The 26,782-nt window shown below is 38.9% G+C and carries 22 protein-coding genes and 1 pseudogene; 2 read left to right on the top strand and 21 right to left on the bottom strand.

Annotated features, from left to right (window positions below):
• Positions 1-41: 41 nt before the first annotated feature.
• From AOC36_RS01995 to AOC36_RS12135, 10 genes and pseudogenes are all read right to left on the bottom strand, one after another.
• Positions 42-1,547: a helix-turn-helix domain-containing protein gene (locus AOC36_RS01995; protein WP_067630701.1), complete on the bottom strand. Its 1,506-nt coding sequence runs from the start codon at positions 1,545-1,547 to the stop codon at positions 42-44.
• A 113-nt stretch (positions 1,548-1,660) separates the two neighbouring features.
• The gene (locus AOC36_RS01990) at positions 1,661-2,941 is read right to left on the bottom strand and encodes a BspA family leucine-rich repeat surface protein (RefSeq protein ID WP_067630699.1); all 1,281 of its coding nucleotides are present in this window, start codon (positions 2,939-2,941) and stop codon (positions 1,661-1,663) included.
• Positions 2,942-3,113: 172 nt separating this feature from the next.
• The gene (locus tag AOC36_RS01985) at positions 3,114-4,223 is read right to left on the bottom strand and encodes a glycerate kinase family protein (protein WP_157777126.1); all 1,110 of its coding nucleotides are present in this window, start codon (positions 4,221-4,223) and stop codon (positions 3,114-3,116) included.
• A 128-nt stretch (positions 4,224-4,351) separates the two neighbouring features.
• Positions 4,352-5,746, bottom strand: a complete 1,395-nt coding sequence (locus AOC36_RS01980) for a 6-phospho-beta-glucosidase (RefSeq protein ID WP_067630693.1) — start codon at positions 5,744-5,746, stop codon at positions 4,352-4,354.
• A gap of 87 nt (positions 5,747-5,833) precedes the next feature.
• Complete coding sequence (locus AOC36_RS01975) at positions 5,834-6,997, bottom strand: MFS transporter (RefSeq protein ID WP_067630690.1); 1,164 nt, start codon at positions 6,995-6,997, stop codon at positions 5,834-5,836.
• 176 nt (positions 6,998-7,173) lie between these two features.
• Entirely contained in the window at positions 7,174-8,337 is a 1,164-nt protein-coding gene (locus tag AOC36_RS01970; protein WP_067630687.1) for an MFS transporter, read from the bottom strand.
• 17 nt (positions 8,338-8,354) lie between these two features.
• Positions 8,355-8,926: pseudogene (locus AOC36_RS01965) on the bottom strand (histidine phosphatase family protein).
• Positions 8,927-8,952: 26 nt separating this feature from the next.
• Positions 8,953-9,336 carry a MerR family transcriptional regulator gene (locus AOC36_RS01960; protein ID WP_067630684.1) on the bottom strand — a complete coding sequence of 128 codons (384 nt, stop codon included), beginning with the start codon at positions 9,334-9,336 and terminating at the stop codon, positions 8,953-8,955.
• 2 nt (positions 9,337-9,338) lie between these two features.
• Entirely contained in the window at positions 9,339-10,316 is a 978-nt protein-coding gene (locus tag AOC36_RS01955) for an aldo/keto reductase (RefSeq protein WP_067630681.1), read from the bottom strand.
• Between the two features lie 186 nt (positions 10,317-10,502).
• Positions 10,503-10,700, bottom strand: coding sequence for a hypothetical protein (locus AOC36_RS12135; RefSeq protein WP_157777125.1), 198 nt, complete (start codon positions 10,698-10,700; stop codon positions 10,503-10,505).
• Between the two features lie 199 nt (positions 10,701-10,899).
• On the opposite strand from AOC36_RS12135, the gene AOC36_RS01945 reads away from it, so the two are divergent.
• Entirely contained in the window at positions 10,900-11,223 is a 324-nt protein-coding gene (locus AOC36_RS01945; protein ID WP_067630675.1) for a hypothetical protein, read from the top strand.
• A 103-nt stretch (positions 11,224-11,326) separates the two neighbouring features.
• On the opposite strand, the gene AOC36_RS01940 is transcribed toward AOC36_RS01945, so the two are convergent.
• A complete protein-coding gene (locus tag AOC36_RS01940) occupies positions 11,327-11,896 on the bottom strand; it encodes a TetR/AcrR family transcriptional regulator (RefSeq protein WP_067630672.1) in 570 nt (189 codons plus the stop codon).
• A 133-nt stretch (positions 11,897-12,029) separates the two neighbouring features.
• Between AOC36_RS01940 and AOC36_RS01935 the strand changes: the two genes are divergently transcribed.
• Positions 12,030-12,941, top strand: a complete 912-nt coding sequence (locus tag AOC36_RS01935) for a cation transporter (RefSeq protein WP_067630668.1) — start codon at positions 12,030-12,032, stop codon at positions 12,939-12,941.
• 174 nt (positions 12,942-13,115) lie between these two features.
• Here AOC36_RS01935 and AOC36_RS01930 read toward each other — a convergent pair whose 3' ends face one another.
• The 10 genes from AOC36_RS01930 to AOC36_RS01885 form a co-directional block, all read right to left on the bottom strand.
• Positions 13,116-13,679 carry a Maf family protein gene (locus AOC36_RS01930; protein ID WP_067630666.1) on the bottom strand — a complete coding sequence of 188 codons (564 nt, stop codon included), beginning with the start codon at positions 13,677-13,679 and terminating at the stop codon, positions 13,116-13,118.
• Between the two features lie 16 nt (positions 13,680-13,695).
• Positions 13,696-14,418, bottom strand: a complete 723-nt coding sequence (locus AOC36_RS01925) for an NYN domain-containing protein (RefSeq protein WP_067630663.1) — start codon at positions 14,416-14,418, stop codon at positions 13,696-13,698.
• Complete coding sequence (locus tag AOC36_RS01920; protein ID WP_067630660.1) at positions 14,415-15,758, bottom strand: sensor histidine kinase; 1,344 nt, start codon at positions 15,756-15,758, stop codon at positions 14,415-14,417. The genes AOC36_RS01925 and AOC36_RS01920 overlap by 4 nt, the downstream gene beginning before the upstream one ends.
• Positions 15,755-16,411, bottom strand: a complete 657-nt coding sequence (locus AOC36_RS01915) for a response regulator transcription factor (RefSeq protein WP_067630657.1) — start codon at positions 16,409-16,411, stop codon at positions 15,755-15,757. Before AOC36_RS01915 ends, AOC36_RS01920 begins: the two co-directional genes overlap by 4 nt.
• A gap of 8 nt (positions 16,412-16,419) precedes the next feature.
• Entirely contained in the window at positions 16,420-17,745 is a 1,326-nt protein-coding gene (gene glmM, locus AOC36_RS01910; RefSeq protein WP_067630654.1) for a phosphoglucosamine mutase, read from the bottom strand.
• A 24-nt stretch (positions 17,746-17,769) separates the two neighbouring features.
• Positions 17,770-19,125 carry a CdaR family protein gene (locus AOC36_RS01905; protein ID WP_067630651.1) on the bottom strand — a complete coding sequence of 452 codons (1,356 nt, stop codon included), beginning with the start codon at positions 19,123-19,125 and terminating at the stop codon, positions 17,770-17,772.
• Positions 19,118-20,293, bottom strand: coding sequence for a diadenylate cyclase CdaA (cdaA, locus tag AOC36_RS01900; RefSeq protein ID WP_078055044.1), 1,176 nt, complete (start codon positions 20,291-20,293; stop codon positions 19,118-19,120). The genes AOC36_RS01905 and cdaA overlap by 8 nt, the downstream gene beginning before the upstream one ends.
• 175 nt (positions 20,294-20,468) lie before the next feature.
• The gene (locus tag AOC36_RS01895; RefSeq protein WP_067630647.1) at positions 20,469-22,328 is read right to left on the bottom strand and encodes a PTS fructose transporter subunit IIABC; all 1,860 of its coding nucleotides are present in this window, start codon (positions 22,326-22,328) and stop codon (positions 20,469-20,471) included.
• Positions 22,325-23,251, bottom strand: coding sequence for a 1-phosphofructokinase (pfkB, locus tag AOC36_RS01890; protein ID WP_067630644.1), 927 nt, complete (start codon positions 23,249-23,251; stop codon positions 22,325-22,327). The genes AOC36_RS01895 and pfkB overlap by 4 nt, the downstream gene beginning before the upstream one ends.
• A gap of 153 nt (positions 23,252-23,404) precedes the next feature.
• Positions 23,405-26,674 carry a pullulanase gene (locus AOC36_RS01885; RefSeq protein ID WP_078055042.1) on the bottom strand — a complete coding sequence of 1,090 codons (3,270 nt, stop codon included), beginning with the start codon at positions 26,672-26,674 and terminating at the stop codon, positions 23,405-23,407.
• Between the last annotated feature and the right edge of the window lie 108 nt (positions 26,675-26,782).

Below are 26,782 nucleotides of genomic sequence, written 5' to 3'. Positions count from 1 at the left end.
ATTGAAAGTAGTTCACGATCAATGACTTTTTTCTTTATTTTTTAAAACTTATGCGGTAGTTTCATGATCATATCCCTTAATAATGACCACTCTTGTTGTGTTGGCAAGTTAGACATCCGTAAGTAATGATAATCCGCAATAATCTCGGGTACTGCATAATTACATACTACTAAATCTGGTTTCATGGCTTCAATCACATAGGATGAGATGGCATCTGAGTACATAAAGACGCGATCTACATAGTCTGGCAAAATATTTTCAGCGGTTGCTTCTAAATAAGCCGCAACCCCTGCTTCCCCTTCAAAAGAAAACAAGATCCGTTTAAGGTAACGCTTTTGATCTAAGATGAGTTGACTGGTCAATAATGCACATTGAGACGCCAGTGTTTCTTGATATATAACTGGTACAACATCCTTTAAGCGTTTATCTTCCAAAATTTCATACCACTTCTCATATAACTCAATCAAGGTACTAGTGGCATAATTTCGTACATTATGCGACCCCATTTGAAAAAGTGGTGTGACCTGTGTAAGCAACGACATGTTGATAAAGTATGCTTTATGAATTTTCACAAACAAATCATGATGCTCAGGTGGAATCTCAAACTCATGCACAATATGACCTAAGAACCCTTCCAATTTATATTTTTGCGTTAAATTGTCTTGTTCATCACAATACAAAGTCACGGATGGATCTTCAAGGGCTTTTGCGGTATACACCGTTGCGCTAAAGCAAATCACATATGCCCAGACAAGTTCTGCTTCTGGTATGAAAAGTCCCCCCACCGCTTCTTTAATCTGTGGCTCATAAATGCTGCGAAAGATTCCATAAGACGATCGTTTGGTAATTTGGTCGATAAACCACCCATCCAGTTCAATATAATTCCCCGACACAATGCGTTCACGAATCAACAGATACCATCGTGCTATTTGTTGGACATTAAAATGTAACTTGGGTGCGTCGATTTTTTGATACACTGAATTGACTTTTCGTGTTAAGTCATTCACATAGCGTAATTTGTCACCATTGATTGAGATAAAAAGTTCTTGAATCTCATTGTAATACGTATAGTAGAAATATCGAATGTTCTTTTCGTCCCCACACATTTGAACCGTATACGATGACAACATACAATTAAAGGGCTCCAGCGCTTGATTAATATGTTTAATGCGTGATCGTAACATCGAGTCTGAGATATATAACTCATCTGCAAGTTCTTTTGAGGTTAGCCTACGATTGGTAAAAGCATACTCTAATATTTGAAATTCAATTGATTTTTGTGCAACTTTAATCAATGAACCCTCAATGGACTCATTCACCCCGCCACTGTACACAATTTCCTTACCCACAATGCTAACACACTCTTCTTCAGACAAATGTGTATTGCACAGGTCGATTGTTGCATAAATTGTTTTGGGTGTAACGCCTAAGAACTCTGCAATTTCAGTAAGTGTAACATGGTGTTTCGCTTGATATAGATAATCCAACATCTTAATCACGCGTTTAATTTGTTTATCATAAATAAATTTGTAAAACAGTGCTTCCATCATTCCTCCTTAGTTAAGTGTGCAGAGTAACCCTGCACACTTAATTTAAACATGCTCACTAAGATATAGAAACATTTTTCAGTGAATTTTTTTGAAACGTTCACAAACTTGCATCACTTGATTGATTTCTTATTCAGAAACAATACAAGACATCCCACAAAACATGATGCAAATCCACTTCGATAACTCACTGACAATATTCCTGCTTTTGGTAGATTTTTGGTAGACTCTTGCGAATCCGTCGCAATGTTTTCATCCTGTGGTAGTGACGAAGTTTCCTCCACTTCACCCTCACTTTTCTCTATGGGGTTTTCATGCCCCGTTTCATCTGGACCATTCTCAACATATTCTGGGTCCTGTGTATTCCCCGTCTCTTTTGACCCCTCATCGCTTTCAGTCTCAATGTCCGATTCAATCTCTAGATCAAGGTCAATGTCTGATTCTTCTTCAGATTTTAGAATGGGTTGCCAGACATACGTGTCTGCCATTTCAATTCCGTTGTAGTACACCAATAAATCATGGGTGCTGAAGATAAATTCTCCTAATGGGTTATCAAGTGTCCCAGTGCCAACGTTTTGCCACAGGCCTGTATACAGCGTGTCATCAAACATTGGACTTGATATAATATCATGTAACGCAAACAAATCGGGATCATTTCCAAAAGAGAATGTTTCTGTTAACGTAATGCTTTGAATCGATGGTGCCCCCACCAACAATTCATATCCAAATTCAAGATTTCTTAAATCTGTTTGCATCATCTTCAGGTCTACAAGTGATGTCATCCCTTCAAACATAAACCGTGCATCCACAAGATTTTGTGTATCAAAATTTGATAAGTCTAAGGATTTTAGTGAACTCAACCCACTAAATAACCCTCGAGCATACATCAATTTGGACGTGTCAAACTGCGAGATATCCAGTGACTCAAGCTGGCTCATCCCACTGAACATCCCAATCATATTGATGCCACGTTCAGTATTCATTCCTTTTAAATCCAAATGTTTGATGGATGTCATGCCTCTAAACATATCTTGAAACACTTCTACCCCTGTGGTATCCAATTTCTCAAGCCCCACAATCTCTTGCACTTTATCTAATTCTCCAAACAAGGTTGTTGAATTCCTATGTGCAATTACATTTCCCACAAACTCAATCTTCGTGATGAAATCCTTATAATCCCACCATTTCAGATTGGTACCAAGCTCAAACTCACCGTCATATATTTTTAGGATCCCATCATAGGTAATAACCCATTCGCTTGTTCCATGTGTACCAACTAAAAGATCGTGCTTATCTTCATAAGCAGCTGCATACAATGGATTGAAATAAAACAAGCTGATTAAAACCATCAATCCTAAACGGTGAGCGCTTTGCGTAAATTGACGCTTCAGCATAACTTCTTCCCTCCGTCTTAATCTTTGTGTTTAATTTATCAAATAATTTTATGCATGAATACGTTTTTTTTTACTCATTTTATGAATTTATTTTCAGCTCTTTTTAGTTCATTTCAATATCCCTACAAAATTTACGAATATTATGAATCCGTAAATAAAAAAAGACCTATTGCTAGACCTTTTTCATGGTATTGAAATATTTGGAGATTGCTAATTCAAGGTTTTCAGGCCCTTGATCCAATGCCTCATCAAGGCTTAAATCAGGATCACTGATTACAATGACATCTTTGACTCCATCAAGACTTGTATCAAGATCATAGTGACCGCATACCAAAACACAGCCAACAGATCGCTTCTGACATTCCCTAATCACACCTGATATTAACTTTCCATCTAAGGATTGAGCATCAATGCATCCTTCACCTGTAAGTACCACATCAGCACCGTCTAGTGCTTGTTGAATCATTGGATCATTTAAGATCAGGTCAACCCCTGATACAAACTCACAATCACAAATACTGGCAAGGGCAAACCCAATTCCACCTGCTGCACCTGCACCTGGTGTGTGTGCACCATCGACCCCAGCATGATCACTTATCATCTTTGCAAAGTGTGCCATATCAAGATCATACGATTCAAAGTGTTGTGGATCGAGCCCTTTTTGCTTCCCAAAGACATACACACTCCCCTTTTCTTTCAAAAGAGGATTGGTAACATCACTGGCAAGGATCATATGGATTGTGTTTAAGCGCGGATCAAGCTGATCCCATTCAATCGTTTTCACATCTCCCAAACGCACATCAAAGTGTGTCATGTAGTTTCCATTGGTATCGATAAATCTGAGTCCTAAAGCCATCAACATGCCATACCCACAATCCAATGTAGCACTCCCACCCAATCCTAAAATTATCGTATCGACACCTAGATTTAATGCTTCTTTGAGATGCAGTCCGACGCCATAACTGCTTAAGGTATAGGGATTCAATTCATCGCGACGTACCTTTTGAATACCTGCCCCTTCAGCACTTTCAAGAATCGCCACGTTCTTTTCCTTCACATAACCCAAAGGGGATCTTAGTGGACGTCCACATGGATCAACAATTAGCACTTCACGCATGTCTCCCTGGTACAATTCCGTAAGAATTTGCGTTGTTCCTTCGCCCCCATCCGCAACACAAAACGCGCTCACATCATGACCTGATATCGCCCGTTTCACAATCTCACAGCCTTGTTGGGATGGAAAACTGTGTTTAAATGAATCAATCAGTGATACAACCTTCACACGCATTCACCCCCTTTTTTATTATTATGACACTTGTTTAGCAAAATTAAAAGATTCTGGGTGTGTTTCATGATTTGATGCTAGGATCATTGTAGAAAGTAAAAGAAAAGGAGACATGCTCCTTATCGTTATAGATTCTCACCATTTGATTGGATGACGTTTTTATACCAATCAAAGGATTTCTTTTTACTTCTTTGCAAGGTTCCATTTCCTTGGTTATCACGATCAACATAAATAAACCCATAGCGTTTTTTCATTTCACCCGTTGTGAATGAAACACAGTCAATGCAACCCCATGGTGTATATCCCATCAAGTCAACACCATCTTCAGTGATGGCTTTTTCCATTTCCTGAATATGTGCTTTGAGATAGTCAATGCGATAATCGTCATTAACACTGCCATCGGCTTCTTTTTGATCAATCGCACCAAAGCCATTTTCCACAATAAAAAGTGGAAGCTCATAGCGTTCAGTGAACATATTTAAAGCATAACGAAGACCTTCTGGGTCAATCGCCCATTCCCAATCTGATTCCTTGATGTATGGGTTTTTAACCGCACCTTCACCTGTTTTCGCAACAAATGACATATAATATGAAAAGCCAATATAATCCACACAGCCTTCTTTTAAGATGCTCTTATCCTCTTCAGTGATGTCGATGTTAAAACCTTTACGTTCAAACATTTTCAATGCATACGCTGGGTAATGACCACGGCATTGTACATCACAAAAGAACCAGAAACGATGCATCGCTTGGGTTGCAAGCATGACATCGGAAGGATTGCATGAATATGGATAAATCGGTGTCATCGCAATCATGTTTCCAATCAAAAAGTCAGGGTTAATTTCATGACCCAACTTCACTGCTTTTGCACTTGCGACAAGCGTATGGTGCCCACAAATATACATGGCTTCTTCTGGATTGTCATAATCGCCAAAGTGAGCCCCTGAGTTTGTCCACCCAAAGATATCATCCTGGTAATTCATTTGATTGTTGATTTCATTAAAGGTCATCCAGTATTTTACTTTGTCTTTATACCGTGTAAAGACAGCTTGAGCAAACTTCAAGAAACAATCAATGGTCTTGCGACTCATAAATCCACCATATTCCTTCGCAAGCGTATAGGGCATCTCAAAGTGAGATAAGGTAATAACTGGTTCAATACCATTTCTTAAAAGCTCGTCAAACACGTCATCATAAAACTGAAGTCCTTCCTCATTGGGTTCATCTTCAAGTCCCGTTGGAAAGATGCGTGACCACGCAATCGATGTTCTAAAGCACTTAAAGCCCATCTCTTTAAATAAAGCGATGTCTTCTTTGTAACGATGATAAAAGTCAATCCCAATATGGTTGGGATAATATTCACCCTCTAATACACCATCTGTGATCTTACGTGGTACACCATGTGCGCCAGCTGTCATCACATCCGCAACACTCAATCCTTTGGATGTTTCTAAAACACCCCCTTCAAATTGGTGGGCAGCAAGTGCACCACCCCACAAGAAATCTTTTGGAAATCCCATAATAAAAGCGCCTCCTTTATACGTAGTGAAACGTATGATATGTTCTTATTTTCTCACAAAAACAAAAATAATTATACCTAAATAAGCTTAACTGAATAAGCGTTTATCATTACCCGATGGAATCTTCGCAAAAACGATGAGAACCATCCCGATAACCATCATGGCCAGCATGAATAAAAAGAGATTTTGATATGTTGTAAAATCAAGAAGCGTACCACCAATGTTTTGAAATACAATGGATGCTAAACTACGAACTGTCTGAACAATCGCCAAGGCAGTAATCTGAGCTTTTGCATCAATTAATGTATTCACAACTTTTAGGTTAATCATAATAAATAACATCCCAGGTGCATGTTTGAATAATAAGGTCACAAGAATTTTAAGGCTCATTGGGAAACTAAAGCCATAAATTAAGTATTGTACGATCATTGCACCATAGGCTATATAGAGCAATTGTTTATTGCCAATGCGATCCATAAACTTCCCTGAGAAAAACACAACGGGGGATTCACAGATTACCGCAAAGGATAAAATCGTCGACACTAAACTCACATCAATCCCTTCACTTTGAAGCATGGATGAGGTGTACGTGTGTCCAATGTTTGTGACACCATAGAAAATACTCGCAATCACAATATAAAACAAATACTGACGATTCTTAAACAAACTCATAAACCCGACTTTCGTCCGATCTTGTTTAGGGTCAATGGGTTGTTCAACATCACGCACACCCAATAACCCCAGTATCGACAGCACCATCGTAAATGCAAATACAAGAAAGATGGTTTGAGGGGATATCTTTTCATAGATCAACCCCGATAATTGTGATCCCACAGCATACCCAATCGTCCCCCATATACGAATCTTACCGTATTGAAAACTGCTTGTGGTTGCCATCTTTTCAACGACAGGACTGGTACCATTCACCAACAACATCACCAAACTATACCCAAAGGTGATTTCAAAAAGGGTCTTTGCATAGGCAAAATATAGCCCACCCAAACTTGCAATACACAAAAGCACTGTGTTCACAAGCTTACTGTTGTACTTATCACTGATGACACCAATAAGGGGTTGTGCGACCATGGATGAAAAAAATGAAAACGACACCACTAATGAAACATCACTGGGTTTAAACCCCTTATCCAATAGATACACAGAGATCAATGCAGAAAACAGTGCCCATGATAAGTAGTAAAAGTTATACATTAGAAAATAACTTAGATAACTCCCCTTATACCTTTTAAACATACAAAAACGTATCTCCTCTTCTTATAAAAACAAAAATATCTCCCTTGGACATTTTCACATACTCTTGATTATACAGCATCACTGCCTTACACACCATGATAAATCAGACTTTTAGTGTATTGAAGTAATTAGGGGCAAGAAAAAAGAGACGTACTTAACATCTCTTCAATCATGAACTAAATCACCAACGTTTCATCTTCTTTGGTTGTATTGATTAAGTACAGGCAGATTGCAAGTCCACACACTTCAAAGAATGCCAACAATCCAAATACCGTACGCGCATTAAAGAATGTACTGCCCAAAATTGTAATGACAGAAGTCCCAATCCCCATTGCAAGGGTTGTATTAAGGGATAATGCAGATGCACGTATATTTGCAGGGATTTCTTTATCAATAAGATGGATTATCGAAGTGAACGCAGAACCATAACCAATACCATGGGTTGCGGTCACAAGCAAGATAACACTTCGAACTGGGAACATCAAATAGACAATAAAGCGCATTGCATTAAGGATTGCCGCAACCGCTAAAATCTTATACGCACCAAATTTATCAATGAGTTTGTTTGAAAAAAACATCATCGGTATTTCTGTCCCTGCAGAAATCAGTGTTGTTAAACCGAGAAACTTAAGATCCAAACCAACATGTTCAGTAATATAAATCCCAAAGAATGTCGCAATAACACTAATTGATGCTAGGATGAAAAAAGACACAGACAATAAAACCACAAAGCGTTTATTCGCAAACAAGCGCTTATAGATATTAGAATCCTTCGGTATGTCTTCTTTTTGTTCTCTTTCCACTTCCTTAATATCTGGAAACTTATTAACCAGTACTAAAGGCGTCGACAAACAAATTGCATATACGATAAAGATAATTGACAACCCAAACTCTTGAGTTAAAGCACCACCAAAATACCCAGCAATCGCATACCCCAAAGATCCAAACAACCGTAAACGACCATAAGGAATATTGCGTTCATTCGAATACTGAAGGACAAAGTTCTCGGATAATTGAGACGGTGATTGCATGAAAAATGCAAAGATTGCATAGGCGACGATCACTAACGCTACCAATTCAAAACGTGCTACATAACCTAAGAACAAACAACTTGCAATCGTGCACAAGGTTGCGAACACAAGAATTGGTTTATATTTTCGGGTTTTGTCACTTAAGAAGGCAAAGAAGTTAGTGGAAAAAAACTGAATCACAGGTACAAATGCCATCATTAAGGTTACTTGACTGGCACGCATCGGTGTCGTTTCGACAAAGTAAACGGATAAAAAAGGCAAAAACACCCCTAGCCCAAAGAACATAAACAGGTAATATGCATAAATCATAATGGATCCTCTTTCTTTTATAGATTTGAGAAGTCAGGGCGAATTACGTCGACAAACGTAAATTCACCCTCTTGGTACTCATATTTTACAATACAACAATTCGGGAATCCACCATCTTTAAAAATCTGGGAAATAGTTTCATCATCCAGCCAATTCCTTAAGAAATGATAACTGGAACCAGCATGAGACACTGCCAACACTTTTTGATGGTCCGCCTGTTCCATAATCTCAATACAGGTCTTTTTCAAGCGAAGCATCACTTCATCACTTGTTTCTCCCCCAAAGTTTGGAAACATGTCGTCGTAACCATTTTGCCATGAAGGATTTAAGTCTTCACTCTCCCCTTCAAACATGCCAAAACTACGCTCTTTAAGCCCTTTTAGCCGTGTATATGGAAGTTCACTTCCAATCATGAGTTCCAATGTATCTGAAGCCGTTCAGATGTTGATGAATAAAAATGATCAAACCCCACATCTTCCAAATAGTTTTTTGCGACCAATGCTTGTTTTTGTCCAAGCGGTGTAAGTGGTGAATCGCAATCCCCTTGAATTTTCCTACGGACGTTAAACAGCGTCTGTCCATGACGCATCATGTAAAATGTTTTCATTGATTGTTTCACTTTCTAATACTTTCCTCAAGCTTTGTATCGAGCTGATTTGTATCCAACAAGCTGATTTTATGCTCAAGATATGCAAGCCCTTCTTCCATTGCTTGATACTTAGCCTGCATGATTTCATACTGATCCTTTAAGAGTGCTTTACGCTGCAATGTTGTATCACCTGGTGAATCAAACAAATCAATATATTGTTTCAAAATATCAATGGATACATCTGCACTGCGCATGCATTGAATAAAGCGGAGTCGCGAAACATCTTGTTCTTCATAATCACGAATCCCACCTCCGTTTTTCGGAACTGGACGCATCAATCCAACTTTTTCATAATATCGAAGTGTATGTGACGATATCCCCAATAACTCACTGACTTCCTTTATTCTCATACTTATTTCCCTTCTGGGCTAATTGCGCCCATTACTTTATGCGGTATATATAATTCATCAAGATATGAAACGTCCTCATCCGTAAGTTTCACATCAAGTGCTCCAACTGCATCATCCAAATAATGCATCTTGGTAATCCCAACAATCGGTGCAGTCACACCTTTGCTAAACAACCATGCAAGGGATATTTGAGTCATTGTAACACCATATTTATCCGCCAATTCATGCACTCGTTCAACAATCTTACGATCCATTGCTTCTGTCGAATCATACTTACGGATTGCGATTGCGTCCGTTTCAGTTCGTTTGGTATTAGCATGCCACTGTGTTCGTGACAACCTTCCTGCTGCCAGTGGACTATACGGTGTTAAAGACACATTGGTTAGTTTACAATAGGGAACCATTTCACGCTCATCTTCACGATACAACATATTATAGTGATTTTGCATGGATACAAAGGGTGTCCACCCATTCTTAAGCGCAACATTTTGCATCATTTGAAATTGATACCCATACATTGCAGATGCTCCCAAAGCACGTACCTTTCCACTTTTCACAAGTGAGTCCAAGGTTTCCATGGTTTCTTCAATTGGGGTGTTGTAGTCAAAACGGTGAATGATGTAGAGATCTAAGTAATCAGTATCCAATCGCTTCAACGTCCCTTCAATCTCACGCAAGATGGCTTCTTTAGAAAGATTGCCTTCGTTAAAATACACCTTGCTGGCAATCACGACATCTTCACGCTTCGCATATTTTTTTAAGATCTTCCCAACAAATTCTTCACTGACACCATTTGAATAAACATTTGCTGTGTCAAAAAAGTTAATGCCTAAATCGAGTGCCTTCTTAATCAATGCTTCACTGTCTTCATAATTCAACATCCAATTTCCAGGATCATTATCCTTGTTCCCAAAACTCATGCATCCTAAACACAGTTTAGAAACCATAATATCGGTATTCCCAAGTTTTACTTTTTCCATGATCAACCTCCATCGTGATAACCTTTGGGTCACGTACCCTTATCTTACACCTTAGAGTTAACTTCAAGTCAAGCGCTATCATCATATTTTATCAATTTTGACATATTATTCTCATTAACCCTTCAATTCTTCCCCATTTCTCATAAAAAAATGCCAGTAAATCCGCTGAGTACTGGCATGTATTCCCTATTGGAAGAAAACCTTAATTGGTTCAATAAACCACAACCAACGATTTGGTGAAGACAGAATATCAATGTGAATGGTATCATGACTTGAGAAATCAGAAACTGCTACACCTTCAATGAATAAATGTGTTCCCCCTACACGTTGATCCTCTCGATGCTTCAATAGAGCCTGTGCCGTAGTATACGTCTTAATTGTCACTTTCCAAATATATAAAAGTCGATAGATCCTAGTGGTATAATGAAGTGATTGATTGTAAATGGGATGAATATAAAACCAATCAATGGGGTCACTACACGCAAATTTTACACACTTCATTATTCAATATTTCATTATTTACAAAAACACATCGAAATGTGTTAAAATGTATCTTGCATTAGTTATGTAAGGAGGTCAATGTATGTTTGGCTACAACTATTCAGTACTCATCGCTGAAATTGAAAACGCGCTTGAATCGGGATCACTTGATTTGTATGATACAATCTTTGTTGAACGTGATTCAGAAGCAATTCTGGACTACTATCCAATTCGTACGTGGCATTTTAGTGAACACGAGTATTCATTAAGAGATGTTGATTTGTCTCAATTGGAATCAATACTTGATGCAATATCTGAACTTGAAGAAGGATTTGAAGACATGGAAGAAACAACCGTACATACAGTCCTTGAAGAAATGAAAGAAAAAAGCGCTCGATTAAACGCTTCATATTCTCTTAAACACTAAAGAACATCGATGTTCTTTTTTTTTATGTTTTCGCCTAATCCCTTGTGATTAAGTTATCTTCCCCATCACCAAATAAACAGAATAACATTTTTTATTTGAATCATTATTGAAGTTCTAAGGTTTCAAAATGAGTATTGATCCGATTTAAGAGTTCAGCAAGTCCTTCTTTATGCATCGTTTGTGGAAGTTGTCCTTTAAGCCATAAGGTAATCATTGAAATGCACCCACTGATGTGATATTTCGTGAGACAGACCATCGCTTGTGTCGCAGTGGGTTGATGGGTTTCTTGGGTCCAAAACTGTAGATAACTGGCTTCTATAATTGGTGCCATTTTACTGAGAAATGAATACTCATTTTGATCTGATAGGAGTGCACAAAACACCTGTTTATTCGCATGAATCATATCAATAAGCACTTGATACAAATCCGATGTGTTATAGACATCATTGGATGTTATTGTCTGTTTCAAGGTGTTGATGATTTCGGTTTCAATATCTGTATATAAATCATAGATATCTTGGTAATGTGTATAAAAGGTTGCCCGATGGACATCCGCTTCATGCACTAACATCTTGATCGTAATGGTATTGATGGGATGTGTATCCATAAGTGTTATCAGTGCGTGTTTTAGTGCTGCTCTGGTTTTTCTAACCCTTCGATCATTTTGGTTCATTATTTTGACTCCTTCATAGACATTATCATGTAATCTGTCGTTTAGGCGACATTTCTGCCAACATTGATTGTAGATAATAGACTCTATGTCTATTATTATATAATTATGTGTTAAATACAAGTGGAGGTATTCAATGACTCAAAAGAAAATAGAACATCAAGCCCTATTAATCAGCATCCTTTTCAATGCCCTGATTGCAGCTGCAGGGTTTTGGGTATATACTCAAACACAAATTCAAGCACTTTTTCTTGATTTCTTCTTCTCTTTCATTGCATTAGCCTCATCGATTGCAGCAATCTATATTTCCAAAATCAGTAAACACACCACGAAAAGTTACCCCGATGGTCTGTACTTCTTAGAACCCTTATATGCGCTTGTTAAGTCCTTACTTACACTTGGACTTTTGGGGGTTTCGGTTGTTAATACTGCTACAAGTGCACTGGATTATTTTAGGTTTGGTAGGGGTGATACGCTTATACTCGGTCCAGTCCTTCCATACGCCATCTTAATGGTCATAATGTGTTTTACTTTGAGTTATTTCAACATGAAACAAAACAAGAAGATCGGTGGAATTAGCATGATTCTTGAAGCAGAATCGCGAACTAACTTCATGGATGGATTGCAATCATTGGGTGTAGGTCTTGCTGTTGGGTTGCTCAGTCTTATACCCGTGGACTCATCCTTTGGTTTTTTACACTATACAGGGGATTTCTTCATGACCCTGACATTATCCATGATTTCAATAAAACAACCCATATCGCTGCTCATTTCGTCTTTCAAAGAACTCTCCGGGTCGATTAGCTTAAACCCTGAAATCATTGAACGGATTCGATTGATCCTTCAAAAACACCTTAAAGGGTTTGCGCACATCTCTAAGATAGATATTTATAAACAAGGCATGAAACTTAAAGTCTTTGTTTATCTGGATCCTTCGCTCATCAAAACAATAGAAGCCTTACCCTTTAAGAACACTGACCTCTATCAGGAACTGAACCAATATTACGAACACATCAACGTTGTGTTCGCAGTGTTATGTTCACATTAGCTACTATTTGTCTTAAAGTTCATGATTGTTGGGTATTCGAAGAATCTTATGATCATGCGGTGGGTAATGCATTGGATAATTTTCGTAAATCTTAACATTTCATTTCGTTTCATCCCTTTAACTGGTTCAACTTTTAAAAAAATCGCTCTTCATATTAAGAGCGACTTTTCATATTTACCAATTGTTGTGTGTCAATTCATGGTAGATTCTTGAGATTGGTAACCCAACCACACTGTAGAAATCTCCATCAATCTTTGACACGAATAATCCACCTTGTCCTTGAATTGAATAAGCCCCCGCTTTATCCAATGGATCTTTGGTGTTTACATAGCGAGTTATTTCTTCATCACTTAATTCATAAAATGTCACGAAGGTTTTATTGTGGAATATCACTTCATTTTCTGATGATAATAAGGCAACACCGGTAATGACTTCATGGGTCCTTCCAGAAAGCTTTCTTAACATCTCAACAGCTTTTTCTGCTGTTTTAGGTTTCCCTAAGATTTCTCCATCGAGAACAACCACTGTATCCGCACCGATCACAACTCGATCTTGATTTGATTCTAAGATCGGTCGTGCTTTTTGAACTGCAATGGATTCAATTTGGCTTTCAATGGATAAATTCCCATCCAATATTTCTTCAACATTAGATGGTACGACACTAAACGAGAGTCCTAAATACGTCATCAACTCACGTCGACGGGGCGACTGGCTCGCTAACACACACTTCTTCTTCATAACATTCCTTCTCTTTTCATCGATTACGTATATATACGTGTTTTACGTTACTATTTTCTACCCTTCTTTCGTCAATGTCAAATAGTTTCATCGCTTTTAACAATTGTGTTAATTGATAGAAACCATAATCACGAGGGTCGAAATCCGGACGTTTCTTCATTAATAAATTCCCCAGATCACCCATAAACACATAACCATTATCATCTGCTAGGTCATTAATGGATGACTCAACCAAATGCTTTAAATCACTGAGTTTTTTCTTAGAAACTTGTAAGTCTTGTTCTTGTGTTGGTGTTTTCATTTCAATAAGGTCCATATAGATGAACTTATCACACGCAACGATAAATGCACTGGGTGTCTTTCGTTCGCCAATGCCGATTACATAGCGTCCTGATTCGCGTAAGCGCACCGCAAGACGGGTAAAGTCTGAATCACTGGAGATGATGCAGAAGCGCTCGACATTGCCTTCATAAAGCAAGTCCATTGCGTCAATTATCATCGCAGAATCTGATGAGTTCTTACCAGTGGTATATGCGTATTGTTGGATTGGTGTGATGGCATTCTCCAAGAGGTGTTGTTTCCACCCTGAAGCGCTTTGTCGTGTCCAATCTCCGTAAATTCGTTTGATAGTTGGTGTTCCATAACGTGCAATTTCTTCCAAAATACCTGCGATGTTTGCATGTGGAACATTTTCTGCATCAATCAAAACGGCAAGATGCTGTTCTTTAGTGCTTTTCATTTTTTTCCTTCTTTCCTTTTAATGGTAAAGCAAACGCCACGATCTTCGTTTTGAACAGAAATTGAATAACCATAGTTTGTTACGACACGATAAACAATTGCCAATCCAAGACCAAACTGGCCTTGCTCCCCCTTTTCATACGGTTTAAAGAGCTGTTGAATCCGATTTGGATCCACGCCTTTTCCGTCATTGTAAACTCTTAATTCATTTGAATTTATGGTAATCACAATGCATGTTTCACTATAGCGAAGGGCATTGTCCAATAAATTCTCTATCACTACACGCCATGGTTCTTCTTGGCCTACAAATAAATCATCCCCTTTTAATTCTAACTTCAAGTCAATTTCAGGGCGTATTTGTTTGGATGATACAATCACTTGTTCCACAATGGGAGCAAGGTGTAACTTCTCATTGGATTTAATTTGTTCATTGGTCATATAATCCATACGATTCAACATCAACAGATTATACACTTTCTTTTCAAGTCGATTGGCATGTTCTAAAATCACATCGACAGACTTCTCTAAGGTCTCATAAGGATAGATTCCGTCTTTGATGGCTTCACTGTATGATTTAATGGTCGCAACAGGTGTCTTTAAATCATGGGAAATATTCTGTAGCATTTCTTCTTTTTGTGCTTGTTGTCGTTGAATTTCTTCATTCATCTCGACAAGCGCATTAGCAACCGCTCCAATCTCATCCCCACGGTCAATACGCAGCGTTGCCTTTTTTTGTTGTTTGATCTTTTCAATATAGTCTTTAATCTGATTCAACGGGTGAATGATGGTACTCATCCATAAAACTAAGAGTACAAAAAGCACACTCATGGTAACCATGATTAAATACACAAAACTATTTAAAAGTGCCCGTTTAAAATTGTTTTGATACTGAATCGACATGATTGAAGCAATGGTTGCTTCTTTATCAATATTTTGAATCGCAATTAAGTTTTGAGTTCCACTGGTATAGTTAATGCGATCATACAACTCAATTGCATTCATTTGGATGACAAGTTGTTGGAGTAAAGTTGTATCAATTTCTTCCATTGCATCATCGGATGAAAACCATAAGGTCCCATCTTTCTTTTGAATAATGTGGGTAATTGAATCATCACGCACCCCAAATACATTCTCTTTTCCCAGTCCCATTTTGTAGTTTTCGATCACAGTATCTTGAGCATGGTGTAGCATATAGCTCATTTGTGACTTTACAAATTCATCCACACTGACCGATAACACGCCAAAGAAAAATACAAAGAGGAAGGACATCACAAAAACAACAATCACAAATAATTGTTGTGCAAGTGACAGATTACGAACCCAGTTTTTGAATTTACTCATCCTAAACGATATCCAAAGCCATAAATTGTTTGGATATTAAGGCCTGGCATCTTTTTACGAAGACGTCTGAGTGTATCATCTACAACACGATCTGAACCGAAGTAGTTGGTTTCCCACACATGAACAAGAATTTGTTCACGCGTAAAGGCAACACCACGGTTCTTCACAAACATCATCAATAAATCAAATTCCTTGGTAGTTAATTCAAGTTCTTCCCCATCTTTAAGGGCTTTACGTTGTTTTTCGTCAATAATATAACCATCAACTTCAACTTGAACATCTTGCTTATAAACACGCTTAATAATGTTGTTGACGCGAAGCACAAGTTCTTTTGGAGAAAACGGTTTGGTGATGTAATCATCACTTCCTTTTTCAAGACCAATAATTCGGTCAAACTCTTTATCACGCGCAGACATAAAGACTACTGGCGTAGACTTTGAAACACTACGAATTCGCTCGATTAAGTCAAACCCACTTTTATCATCGAGCATGATATCTAAAATCCACAAATGCACATCTTCATCTTGAACATGGGCATTTGCCTCATCATAAGTTATATAAGAACGCACTTCATAGCCTGCTTTCTCTAAATAACTTTTAACAAGTTCATTTAAGTCTCTTTCATCTTCCACAACATTGATAACGTATTTCATAACATCACCTACATCTTTATCGACTCAATGACTTGAATCATCTGCTCCACATATTGATGACACAACTCATCGGTTTTCGCCTCTACCATGACGCGAACTAATTCTTCAGTTCCAGAAGGACGTACAAGGATTCTACCTTCATCACCCAATGCTTCAGTAATCACTTCGAGTTCTTTAAGCACAAGTGGATGCGACATAAACACTTCCTTCGATGCAACTGGTACATTCTTAAGGAGTTGTGGGAAACGCATGCATGGAGCTACAAGGTCATGCAATGACTTGTTTTCATGAACCATGACTTGCGCGAGTTTAAGTGCTGTAAGAACACCATCCCCTGTTGTTGCATAATCACGTAAGATGATATGTCCGGATTGTTCGCCACCTAAACTATAATCTCCTTCTACCATTTTTTGATACACATATTTATCACCCACTTGGGTTGCGAGCATGTGGATTCCCGCTTTTTCAAGTGAACGGGTAAAGCCTAAATTAGCCATTACAGTTGCGACAACTGTATTGTCATTTAATGAACCTTCACGTTTCATGAAGACACCAAATGCATATAGAATATTATCCCCATCAATAAGGGTTCCTGTGTGGTCAACTGCTAAACAACGGTCTGCATCGCCATCAAAGGCAAATCCGACATCGCATCCTTTTTCAACTACAAATGCTTGAAGTTTTTCTGGATGGGTTGATCCTGCATCAACGTTGATGTTGACACCATCGGGTTGATCATTCATTACGAATACGGTAGCACCGCATGCTTCAAATACTTGTTTTGCTGATGAAACTGCAGAACCATTCGCAAGGTCAAGCGCTACTTTTAAATCATCAAAACGGTTATGAATAATCGCTTCAAGGTATGCACGGTATGCATTCATTCCTTGTTTGTAATCTACGACAATTCCAATCTCTTTTGGGGAAGCAAATTCAAGGGTTTCTTCACCATCGATGTACGCTTCAATATGTCCTTCAAGCGTATCGTCAATCTTTGTTCCTTGATGTGAGAATACTTTTAGACCATTATCCTCAAATGGATTATGACTTGCAGAAATCATGACACCTGCTTCAAATGTTTCATGCTTCACAGTATATGCTAGAGCTGGTGTTGCACAAACACCCAATTGGTATGCATCCGCACCCATTGAAGTGATTCCAGCTGCAAGAGCACTTGCAAGCATTGATGAGGACAAGCGTGTGTCTTGTCCAATAAGAACACGCTTCCCTCTGTATACATATCCTAAATACTGACCGACTTTTAAAGCCAATTCAGGTGTTAATTTCCCATTCGCTTTACCACGAATTCCATCTGTTCCAAAATATTTCCCCATGTCCAAGACCTCTTTTCTATTTATTTACTTAATGACATCAATAATAATTGTTTGTTTCGTTGAGACAATGTTGAGTAAGGTAAAGTTCGAATCAACATACAATTGAACTTCTTGATTGTTTCCTTCTTGAATATTTCGCATATTGATAAATACTGCGATGTTGTCTCTGTTAAAGCTTGCAATATTTTCTGCGGTACCGGTTACCGTAATTGATGTTGTAAAGTCATCTTCATTGGTTGCCCGAATCTTAAATCCATTCACATTTTCTCGATATGTAATCGGAATGTTGTCGAATGTTTGGGTGACTGCATCACCTAATTTAACGTCAAGGTTAACCTTCGATACATTACCATAACGAACACCTGTTGGCAGGGTAATGTTGTGTGTCATACGCCCTTGTGTCAAGGTAGATGCGGGTACTGAGATTACAATCTCATCAATCGTATCCAATACTGAAAGTGGTCCATAAATCGTAATCGCATTATGATCTTGTGTAATTGAAGCAACGGCCTTGTTATTTGGGATTGCCCCTTCAATGGATACATAAATTGGTACGGTCTTACTTGGTGATGACACTTCAACGGTTGCATTCACAACACGTGGAATCACATCTGCATTTTCAACACGGTTACCATTTTGATCATACGCTACAACATTTGCTTCTTGTGTAAAGGTTTCGGTTTTACCACTCACGTCAATCAACGCTTTCACAAATGCGATGGTATCTAGAGTTTCTCTTGAAGCAGAGATTGTGACATCGCGATTATCGAGGGTTACTTCACCCAAGACAAATTGATTACCAAGTTTATCAAGGTTAATAAAGTCATAACTGAGTTCCATCGTCTTGGTTTCTTTGAGTCGAATTGTGACTCTTGCAGATGATGGTGTGACGGTTGCCCGTACACGCTGTGATACACCCACAGGCACAAAGTCAACTTGGTGTTGACCTTCTGTCAACTTACCAAGATCTAAGTCCACAGTAATATCATTAGCATTCACAGAGATAACATCACTGTAATCACCAATTATATTCACTTCAACATATTCTGGAATGCCTTCTACTTCATACATTTCAGAGTTATAAATCGCATTGACTTTCACACGTGTTAATGTTTTCGTTTGGAATAATGGTTCCACAGGGTTGTTTGTAAATGCCATAACAACAAGAATTGCGACAACAAATGCAACAAGTTTACTGTACTTCTGATTGAAAATAATACGGTCAAACCACGCACTAAACCAACGGAATATGCGTGAAACAAAATCAGTCACTGCTTCATAACGACGTGCAAACCGAGCGGATTGCTTGGCGATACGTTGTGCTATTTCTGTTTTCTCATTGGTTGGATGTCCCTTTGACCCCTTATGTTTTTCACTCATCAGACTCACCTCCATCACGTTGATCAGAATGTGTTTCTGCACGATTTTCACTGTCAGCGTCGTCATTAATCCGTGTTGCAGACTTAATGTCTTCTAAATTAACACGACCATCTTTTGGTTCGGGTTTAGAATCCGAACGATCTTTTTTATAAACCTTCTTGCTAGATTCTTTAAGTTCTTCACGTTTTTCTTTTTTCATTTCACGACGTTTCTTAAAGCTTCCAACAAAGCCTTCTTTTGTTTTTTCTGTTTGTTCTTTCTTTTCTTTTTGTTTCTTTAATTGAGGAATTTCTTCACCATCTACGCGTTCAACACGAATTGGATCCACATTTAAACGACCAAAGTTAATACGACGTGATATCCGTGTATCAATCTTCTCGCTTACTTCCTTCTCTGTGTTTTTAATGACAGAATTTAAATAATCACGCAAGCTAAATTCATCCACTTCCGTCAATTTACCACCTTCTGCAATTGAGATAGTTCCAGTTTCCTCAGAAATAACAATCGTAATTGAATCGGTGATTTCACTGATTCCCAACGCTGCACGGTGACGCGCACCATAGCGTGAGGATAATTCACGAGCAGTTGGTGGGAAATACGCAGATGCACACGCAACGCGATCTCCTTTAATAATCACAGCACCATCATGAAGTGGTGTTGTAGTTACAAAGATTGACGTTAGTAAATCTTCAGTAACGGTGGCATTAATTGGGGTTCCTGTTTTAATATAATCGACCAATGAATGTCCTTGTTCCAAGGTAATAAGTCCACCTGTTTTACGCCGTGACAACGTCACTGCCGCATTCACTAAATCATTAACCAGACGCTCACGTTCGTTTCCAGTAAGTGTATTAATTGATGAGAATACTGATGTCTTACCAAGACGTTCCAAGAGTCCGCGTATTTCAGGTTGAAATATAACCACAAAAACGATAAAACCATATTGAATTGCGAAATCTGCTAAAGCTTGTACTGTTGATAAACCTAAATAAAGTGCTACAAATCGCACTAGGATTATGACCACTACCCCTTTAAAAATTTGCACTGTTCTTGAGTTGTTTCGGACCACTTTTAAAATGTAGTAAATAAGAACCCAAACAATTAAAAAATCGATGAGCACTTTTACTGCTTGTAAAAATGACTGAAACCATAATAAATTGAGTGGCATAGAAACCTCCTAACCTTATTAATTATAACATGTAACACAAAAAAATGGTTAACTGTTATTTAGAATACCACAGAATAATCTAATGTGAATCAATAACTTAATTATCACACAAAATAACAAAAAAACCTTGCAGAAAGAATTCAAAACATGAATCAATATCTACAAGGTTTATTCCTTATTTTTTAAGCAGTCCGATGAGTACTCCAGAAATCACAGAACCTATTGCAATGTAAGCAATATAGAGCAATGGATTGGATACAAGCATGATGACAAAGATACCACCATGAGGAGCAAGCACTTGAATTCCAGACATTAACACAAGCGCTGATGCAATCGCAGATCCACCCACAAAACTAATCAACATTGGAATTGGGTCACTGGATGCAAAGGGAATGGCACCTTCAGTAATAAAGGATGCTCCCAAGATTAAGTTTGTAAGACCGGCTTGTTGTTGGTCTTTCGTGAACTTGTTTTTAAAGAGTTGTGTTGCGATAAATACACCCAATGGAGGAACCATCCCTGCAGCCATTACCGCAGCCATCACTGCACTTCCCCCTGTACTGACTGTTGCAGTAAGTGTCCCTGTACCAAAGACATAGGCTGCCTTATTTATCGGTCCACCCAAGTCAATGGCCATCATTGTTCCTAAGATGAGTCCTAATAGGATTGCATTGGTTCCAGAAAGACCTGTAAGGAAATTATTCATCGCATTATTCAAAGCGCTCATTGGATAATTGACTAAGGTCATCACAAGTCCCACGACAAGGACACCAAACAATGGATAAAGCAGTACTGTTCGAATCCCATCCATGGAGGTTGGGAGTCCTTCAAGGAGTTTCTTTGTCCCGTTCATCGCATAGCCTGAGACAAATCCACCCAAGAGTGCACCTAAGAATCCTGCACCCCCTGCACTTGCAAGGCCGCCTGCTACAAACCCAACAACAAGACCTGGTCGATCCGCAATACTCATTGCGATATATCCTGCAAGAACTGGAAGCATGAAGCCAAAGGCCATCCCACCAATCGTATTGAAGGTTGCTGCAAGTTCATTATAACTTCCCAGTTTCCCTAAACTATCGGTTGGTACCCCAATGATTTGGTCAATCATAAAGGCAATCGCAATCAAGATTCCCCCTGCAATTACAAAAGGCAACATATGAGATACACCATTCATAAGGTGTTGATACACGCCTTTTGGTGCTTCAGACTCTTTTTTGTCTTGATGTGAAGCGACATAAGCAGGGACATTACCATTCACAATGGTTTCAATTAATGAATCTGCTTTATTTATCGCTTGCGCCACAGGAACATGAACCAGTGGTTTTCCTGCAAAACGATTCATCTCAACATGAATGTCTGCCGCAACAATAACACCCACTGCTTTTTCAATATCTTGAGCGGATAACTTATTTTTTACACCTGCTGAACCGTTGGTTTCAACTTTAATGTTGACATGATGAACACCCGCAGCACTTTGCAGTTTTTCTTGTGCCATATAAGTATGGGCAATACCTGTTGCACATGCTGTTACCGCAACCACAAATGGCGCATCGTCATCTACTTCACTGACTGTTTGTGAAACATCTGCATTTAAAATGTCTTGCACCTGTTGTTTTGAAGTTGCTTGTGTGAGTGATTGAATCACAGTTTCATTCATAAGTCGTGCGGAGAGTTGTGACAATAATGCCAAGTGATCATTGTTTGAGTTTTTTGGTGTCGCAATCATGAAAAACAAGCATGCCGGTTTACCATCTAAACTATTGAATTCAATGCCTTGGGTACTCTTACCAAATACAACAGTTGGTTTTGAAATAAGTTCACTCATACCATGAGGAATCGCAACCCCATCGCCAACACCTGTACTGCTGATCTTTTCTCGTTCCCAAATTACCGATTCAAACGCTTCACGATTTGATTTATCCAATACACCATCTTCTACCAACATCATCACCAGTTCATGAATCACGGCTTCTTTGGATGTTGATTTAAGGTCTAACATCATTACGCTTTGTCTAAGTACATTTTCGAGTTTCATAATGTTCCTCCTACCTCTGATATTTTTACTCGTTTCATAAGTTGATCGATTGCCTCATGTGTGGCAAGGTGTTCTGAATAAGCGGTGGCACTTGCACATGCAACTGCATATTGATATGAGGTGCTTATAGACTCTTGTGCGATGTATCCTTTAAGATATCCTGCAACCATTGAGTCCCCCGACCCTACAGAATTCTTAAAGTCACCTTCAGGAATATTCGATGTGAAGATTGCATCGTGTGTCACAAGAAATGACCCTTTTGCTCCATTTGATATGATGCATGCTTGTGCACCAAGACTCACAAGTTTTTGTGCACCCTTGATGATGTCTTCATCGGTTTCAATCGGTGTATTTAAAATAGCCTCAAGTTCACTCACATTTGGTTTAATTAAGCGTGGTTTATACTTGAGCACTTCAAGCAGTGTTGTGTCTGCAAAGTCCACCACAAACTCGATGCCACGATCTAAACATTGACGTGCTACGTTGAGATACCAGCGATAATCCATCCCATTTGCTACACTGCCCGTCAATACAACAAGATCCCCTTTAGACACATGGGATAACGTTGTCTCAATGGTCTTAACATCGGTTTCACTAACCGGTTGACCACGTCCATTGATCTCTGTTTCAACCTGTCCCTTAACCTTGACATTAATCCGTGTGTCGTATTCAACACGGGTCAATGCATCGTGAATGTGTGGATATTTTTGGAGTTCATTCACAATCTTATCTCCAGTAAAACCCCCGACAAATCCAAAAACAGTTGAAGCAACATCAAGTTCATTCAGTACAATTGCGACATTGATGCCTTTTCCTCCAATGACAACATGTTCACATTGACTGCGATTGGTCTTCCCTAAATCCAAGGAATCCACGGACATGTGATAGTCAATTGAAGGATTTAACGTACAAATCCAGATCATCTTATCCTCTCCTTTACACCAACAATATATCATAACTTGATAACGGTTTCAATCATAATCAATCATTTTCTTGCATTTTTTATCATTAACTGCTCAAATAGTTGCGTTTTCACTCAAAAAAACACCCATTTAAGGGTGTTTCATTGGTTTCTCTTATGAATCGTGTTTAACTTTAGGATGTTTTTTAGCATAAATCGCAACTGCAACACCCAGTACAACTAAAATACCGCCCATAATGTAGTATTGGTTCATTGATGATTGGGTTTCAACACGAAGCACAATGCCACTCAGTGCATCCACGCTAATCGTTTCGTCAAGATTTAACCCACTGACCTCTTCAAGTGCAGTTGATCCTGCTTGTTGGTTATCCACAAGTACCTCTGCCTTACGAATTGCGGATGCAGTTTTTGAATCAAATGTGAAAGTACGTGTTTCATCATCACCATTAATTAAGACATAATACGTCGCATCGTCATCATAAATCGCATACGCTAGCATTAAGTCCGCACTGTTTTGCTCTTCAACCTCTAGCAGGACAACCTTCTCATCAATCGCTTCAAGTGTATCTAAGGTAAACGCATCAACAGAACGACGCAGTGCAATTAACCCTTTCGTATAGTCTACGGTATGAACATTTTCTTGATAGGTATCACGATCCTGTGTTTTTGCCCAGTCAAAGTGATTAATTTTATCACTTGAATTATAGGAATCATGAATAAAGTATGGATATTCAAATGGTGTGCCATCTGCATTCAACATACAGGTTGCCTTATGAATGGGTTCATCCATTGTCGTACCACATGCACCCACCGGTTCTTTAAATGCATCAATGTTAACCTGACGTGTTTTCCCATATTCTTGACCCGCCTGCATAAAGGCAGTTCCTTGAGAGGTGAACACCATAAAGTTTCCAAGACGTTGACGTTGTAAGATTTCAGAATTGTTATCCTTTGGATCTTTCTTTATGGATTGCGCAATCACATCGTACAATGTCAAATTATCATGTGCTTCAATATAGTTCACGACATCGTGTGGCTCATCCGCTTTAAAGTTACCCGGTTGCGCCTTGATATTATTGAAGATGGTTTCAATATAACGCGCCCCATTGGTTAAGAAGCGTGGTTCACCTTCACTACCAAACCCAGATTTCAATTCATTTCTAAACTCATCTGAGAAGGATCCAACCGCACTGGTATATTGCATCCATTTTTGATCCGCTGCTTGAACACGCTCATCATCATCCCCAACAAAGGTAACCCAGCCTTCTCCAATCATGAGGATATTTGGATTCACTTTCGATGCAAGATCATAAGCCCTTTGGATCGACGCTGCATCATGGTCACCCATCATGTCAAAACGGAACCCATCCACCTTAAACTCTTCAACCCAATACATGATTGAGTCGGTAAGGATACGTGATGCCATGTGGTGCGTTGTTCCTAAACGACCCCCACCAAAGCTTGTTTTTGAATTCCCCATAAAGTCCATAAAATGATAATAGTTTGGTTGAAGGTCTTCAAAGATATGAACCGCTGCAGTATGGTTATATACAACATCCAAGATGACGCCCATTTCACGATTATGAATCTCATCAATGAGCGCTTTAAACTCTTGAATTCTCAGTTCTGCATTGGTGTTATCTTCAGAATAAACACCCGATAATGTAAAGTAACTGTGTGGATCATACCCCCAGTTATAATTACTATCAGCACCTTGTGCTAAGGCATCCCACACACGTTCATCACGATTATTTTCATCGATATTGTAATAGGCCATTACTGGCAAGAGTTGGATGTGGGTTACACCCATTGACTCAATGTAGTCCAGTTTCTCAATAAAAGCACTGAAGGTTCCAAACTTCGCCTTGAGTGTCTCATCAATCTCAATATCAGAGGTAAAGTCACGAACATGCACTTCATAGATAATCGCATCTTCTCTGCCTTCATAGCCTTCAATGTCAGCATAACTTGTTTCCATGGTTGTATTTGCAGGATTTACAAATGCTGCTTTACCAATACACTCAGGCTGAGTACTATCACAGCTTGCTGATTTATGAATCCCATCCCATGGTGCCATGGAACGTGCATAGGGATCCAATCCATACACTGTTTCCCCAAAGCGTGTAATCTTAAATTGATAATAGGTATTGGTCAGTGAATCAACGCCCACATCACTTGGTTTGAGTTCAAGAACCCACACATGATCCACTTCATCCATTGAAAACGTCTTTAAAACCTTTGTTTGGTCGGTTTTATCATAGAGCACCACTTCAACCTGTGTTGCACTGGGTGACCAGAAGTTGAGGGTTACCGCTTCATTGTTCCAATCAGTTCCAAGTGGCGCATCGGTTGCGTAATGTTCATCCATAAAACGCCAGTCAAACACAACATTCATTGAACGCCCATCAATAGTGATGGAGTAGTTGTCCTTAACGCTGAAATCCTGTGCACCAACCGTTAATTGAACTGACTTATCTTCAACTTTCGCAATTGAAAAGTCAATGGTCTGTCCATTTTTAAACAGCTCAATCGAGTCTTTTAAGCTTGACTCATCGATTGTGGTAGCCGATGGAAATCCAATTTCAAGGGTATTCACATCCACCCATTTTACAGATTGAACTTGAACATCCGAAAACTCAGCATCTTGATACACATTCGTATCATCTTTTCTTAGGTAAATATCGCGAACATCTGTGGATACATCAAAGAAGTAATCCGATGACTGTGAATCACCATAGTGAAACAAGAATCCTAAGAGTTGCGCATCGTCAATCAACCCAATCTTAAAGGTTGCGAATTGATCGGTGACATCATATGGACGTAAACGATCTGTATCCCAATTTCCTTCACGGTAATCATCATGTGCATCTTCCCATGCCCAAAGGGTGAGTTGACTTGGGTTAATGCCTTCATTCAGTAAATGAATGTAGATGTAGTCTTTCGCATCACTTTTAAAAGTACTATCACGACCAACGGTTGAATCTGATTCAGGTGTTGGTGCTGTACTGGTTCCATCAAAAGAAACACGGGAATCATCCCCTAGATAAATATCTATAACTTCAGGAGTGATCTCAATGAGTATATCTCCCTCATACACTTTTTCTTTATCCTCACCATACCGAACAATGGCACCTAACGTCCACGTCTTATCCGTTTCGTTTGTTTTTAAAACATAATAAGGGTGATCGCCACTCACCGCTGGATATGATCCATCATCCCAGTTTGCTTCTTTTTGTGTACTATGGAAAAAACCGCCCGTTTCATCCCATAAATGAAATGCAATATCTTGTTTCGATCCCGTATAATGAACCGTAATCTCACGAACATTGTCAGCCCTTACCACTGACACTGGTGCACCTTGTAATGCAGTAAATACAAGGCTTAACAATAACACAAATTGTAATAGGTGTTTTCTTACCCGCATAGTCTCCTCCTGAACTGAAATCTTGCCCCCAACAAGTCTTACCCAAACATTATATGAAAACGCTTTCCTAAAATCAAGGGTCTGACCTGAAATCGTTTTCCTAATTTC

It is taken from the genome of Erysipelothrix larvae (assembly GCF_001545095.1).
GTDB classification, from domain to species: Bacteria; Bacillota_I; Bacilli_A; order Erysipelotrichales; family Erysipelotrichaceae; genus Erysipelothrix; species Erysipelothrix larvae.
This window is presented reverse-complemented; position numbering and strand designations above follow the sequence as displayed.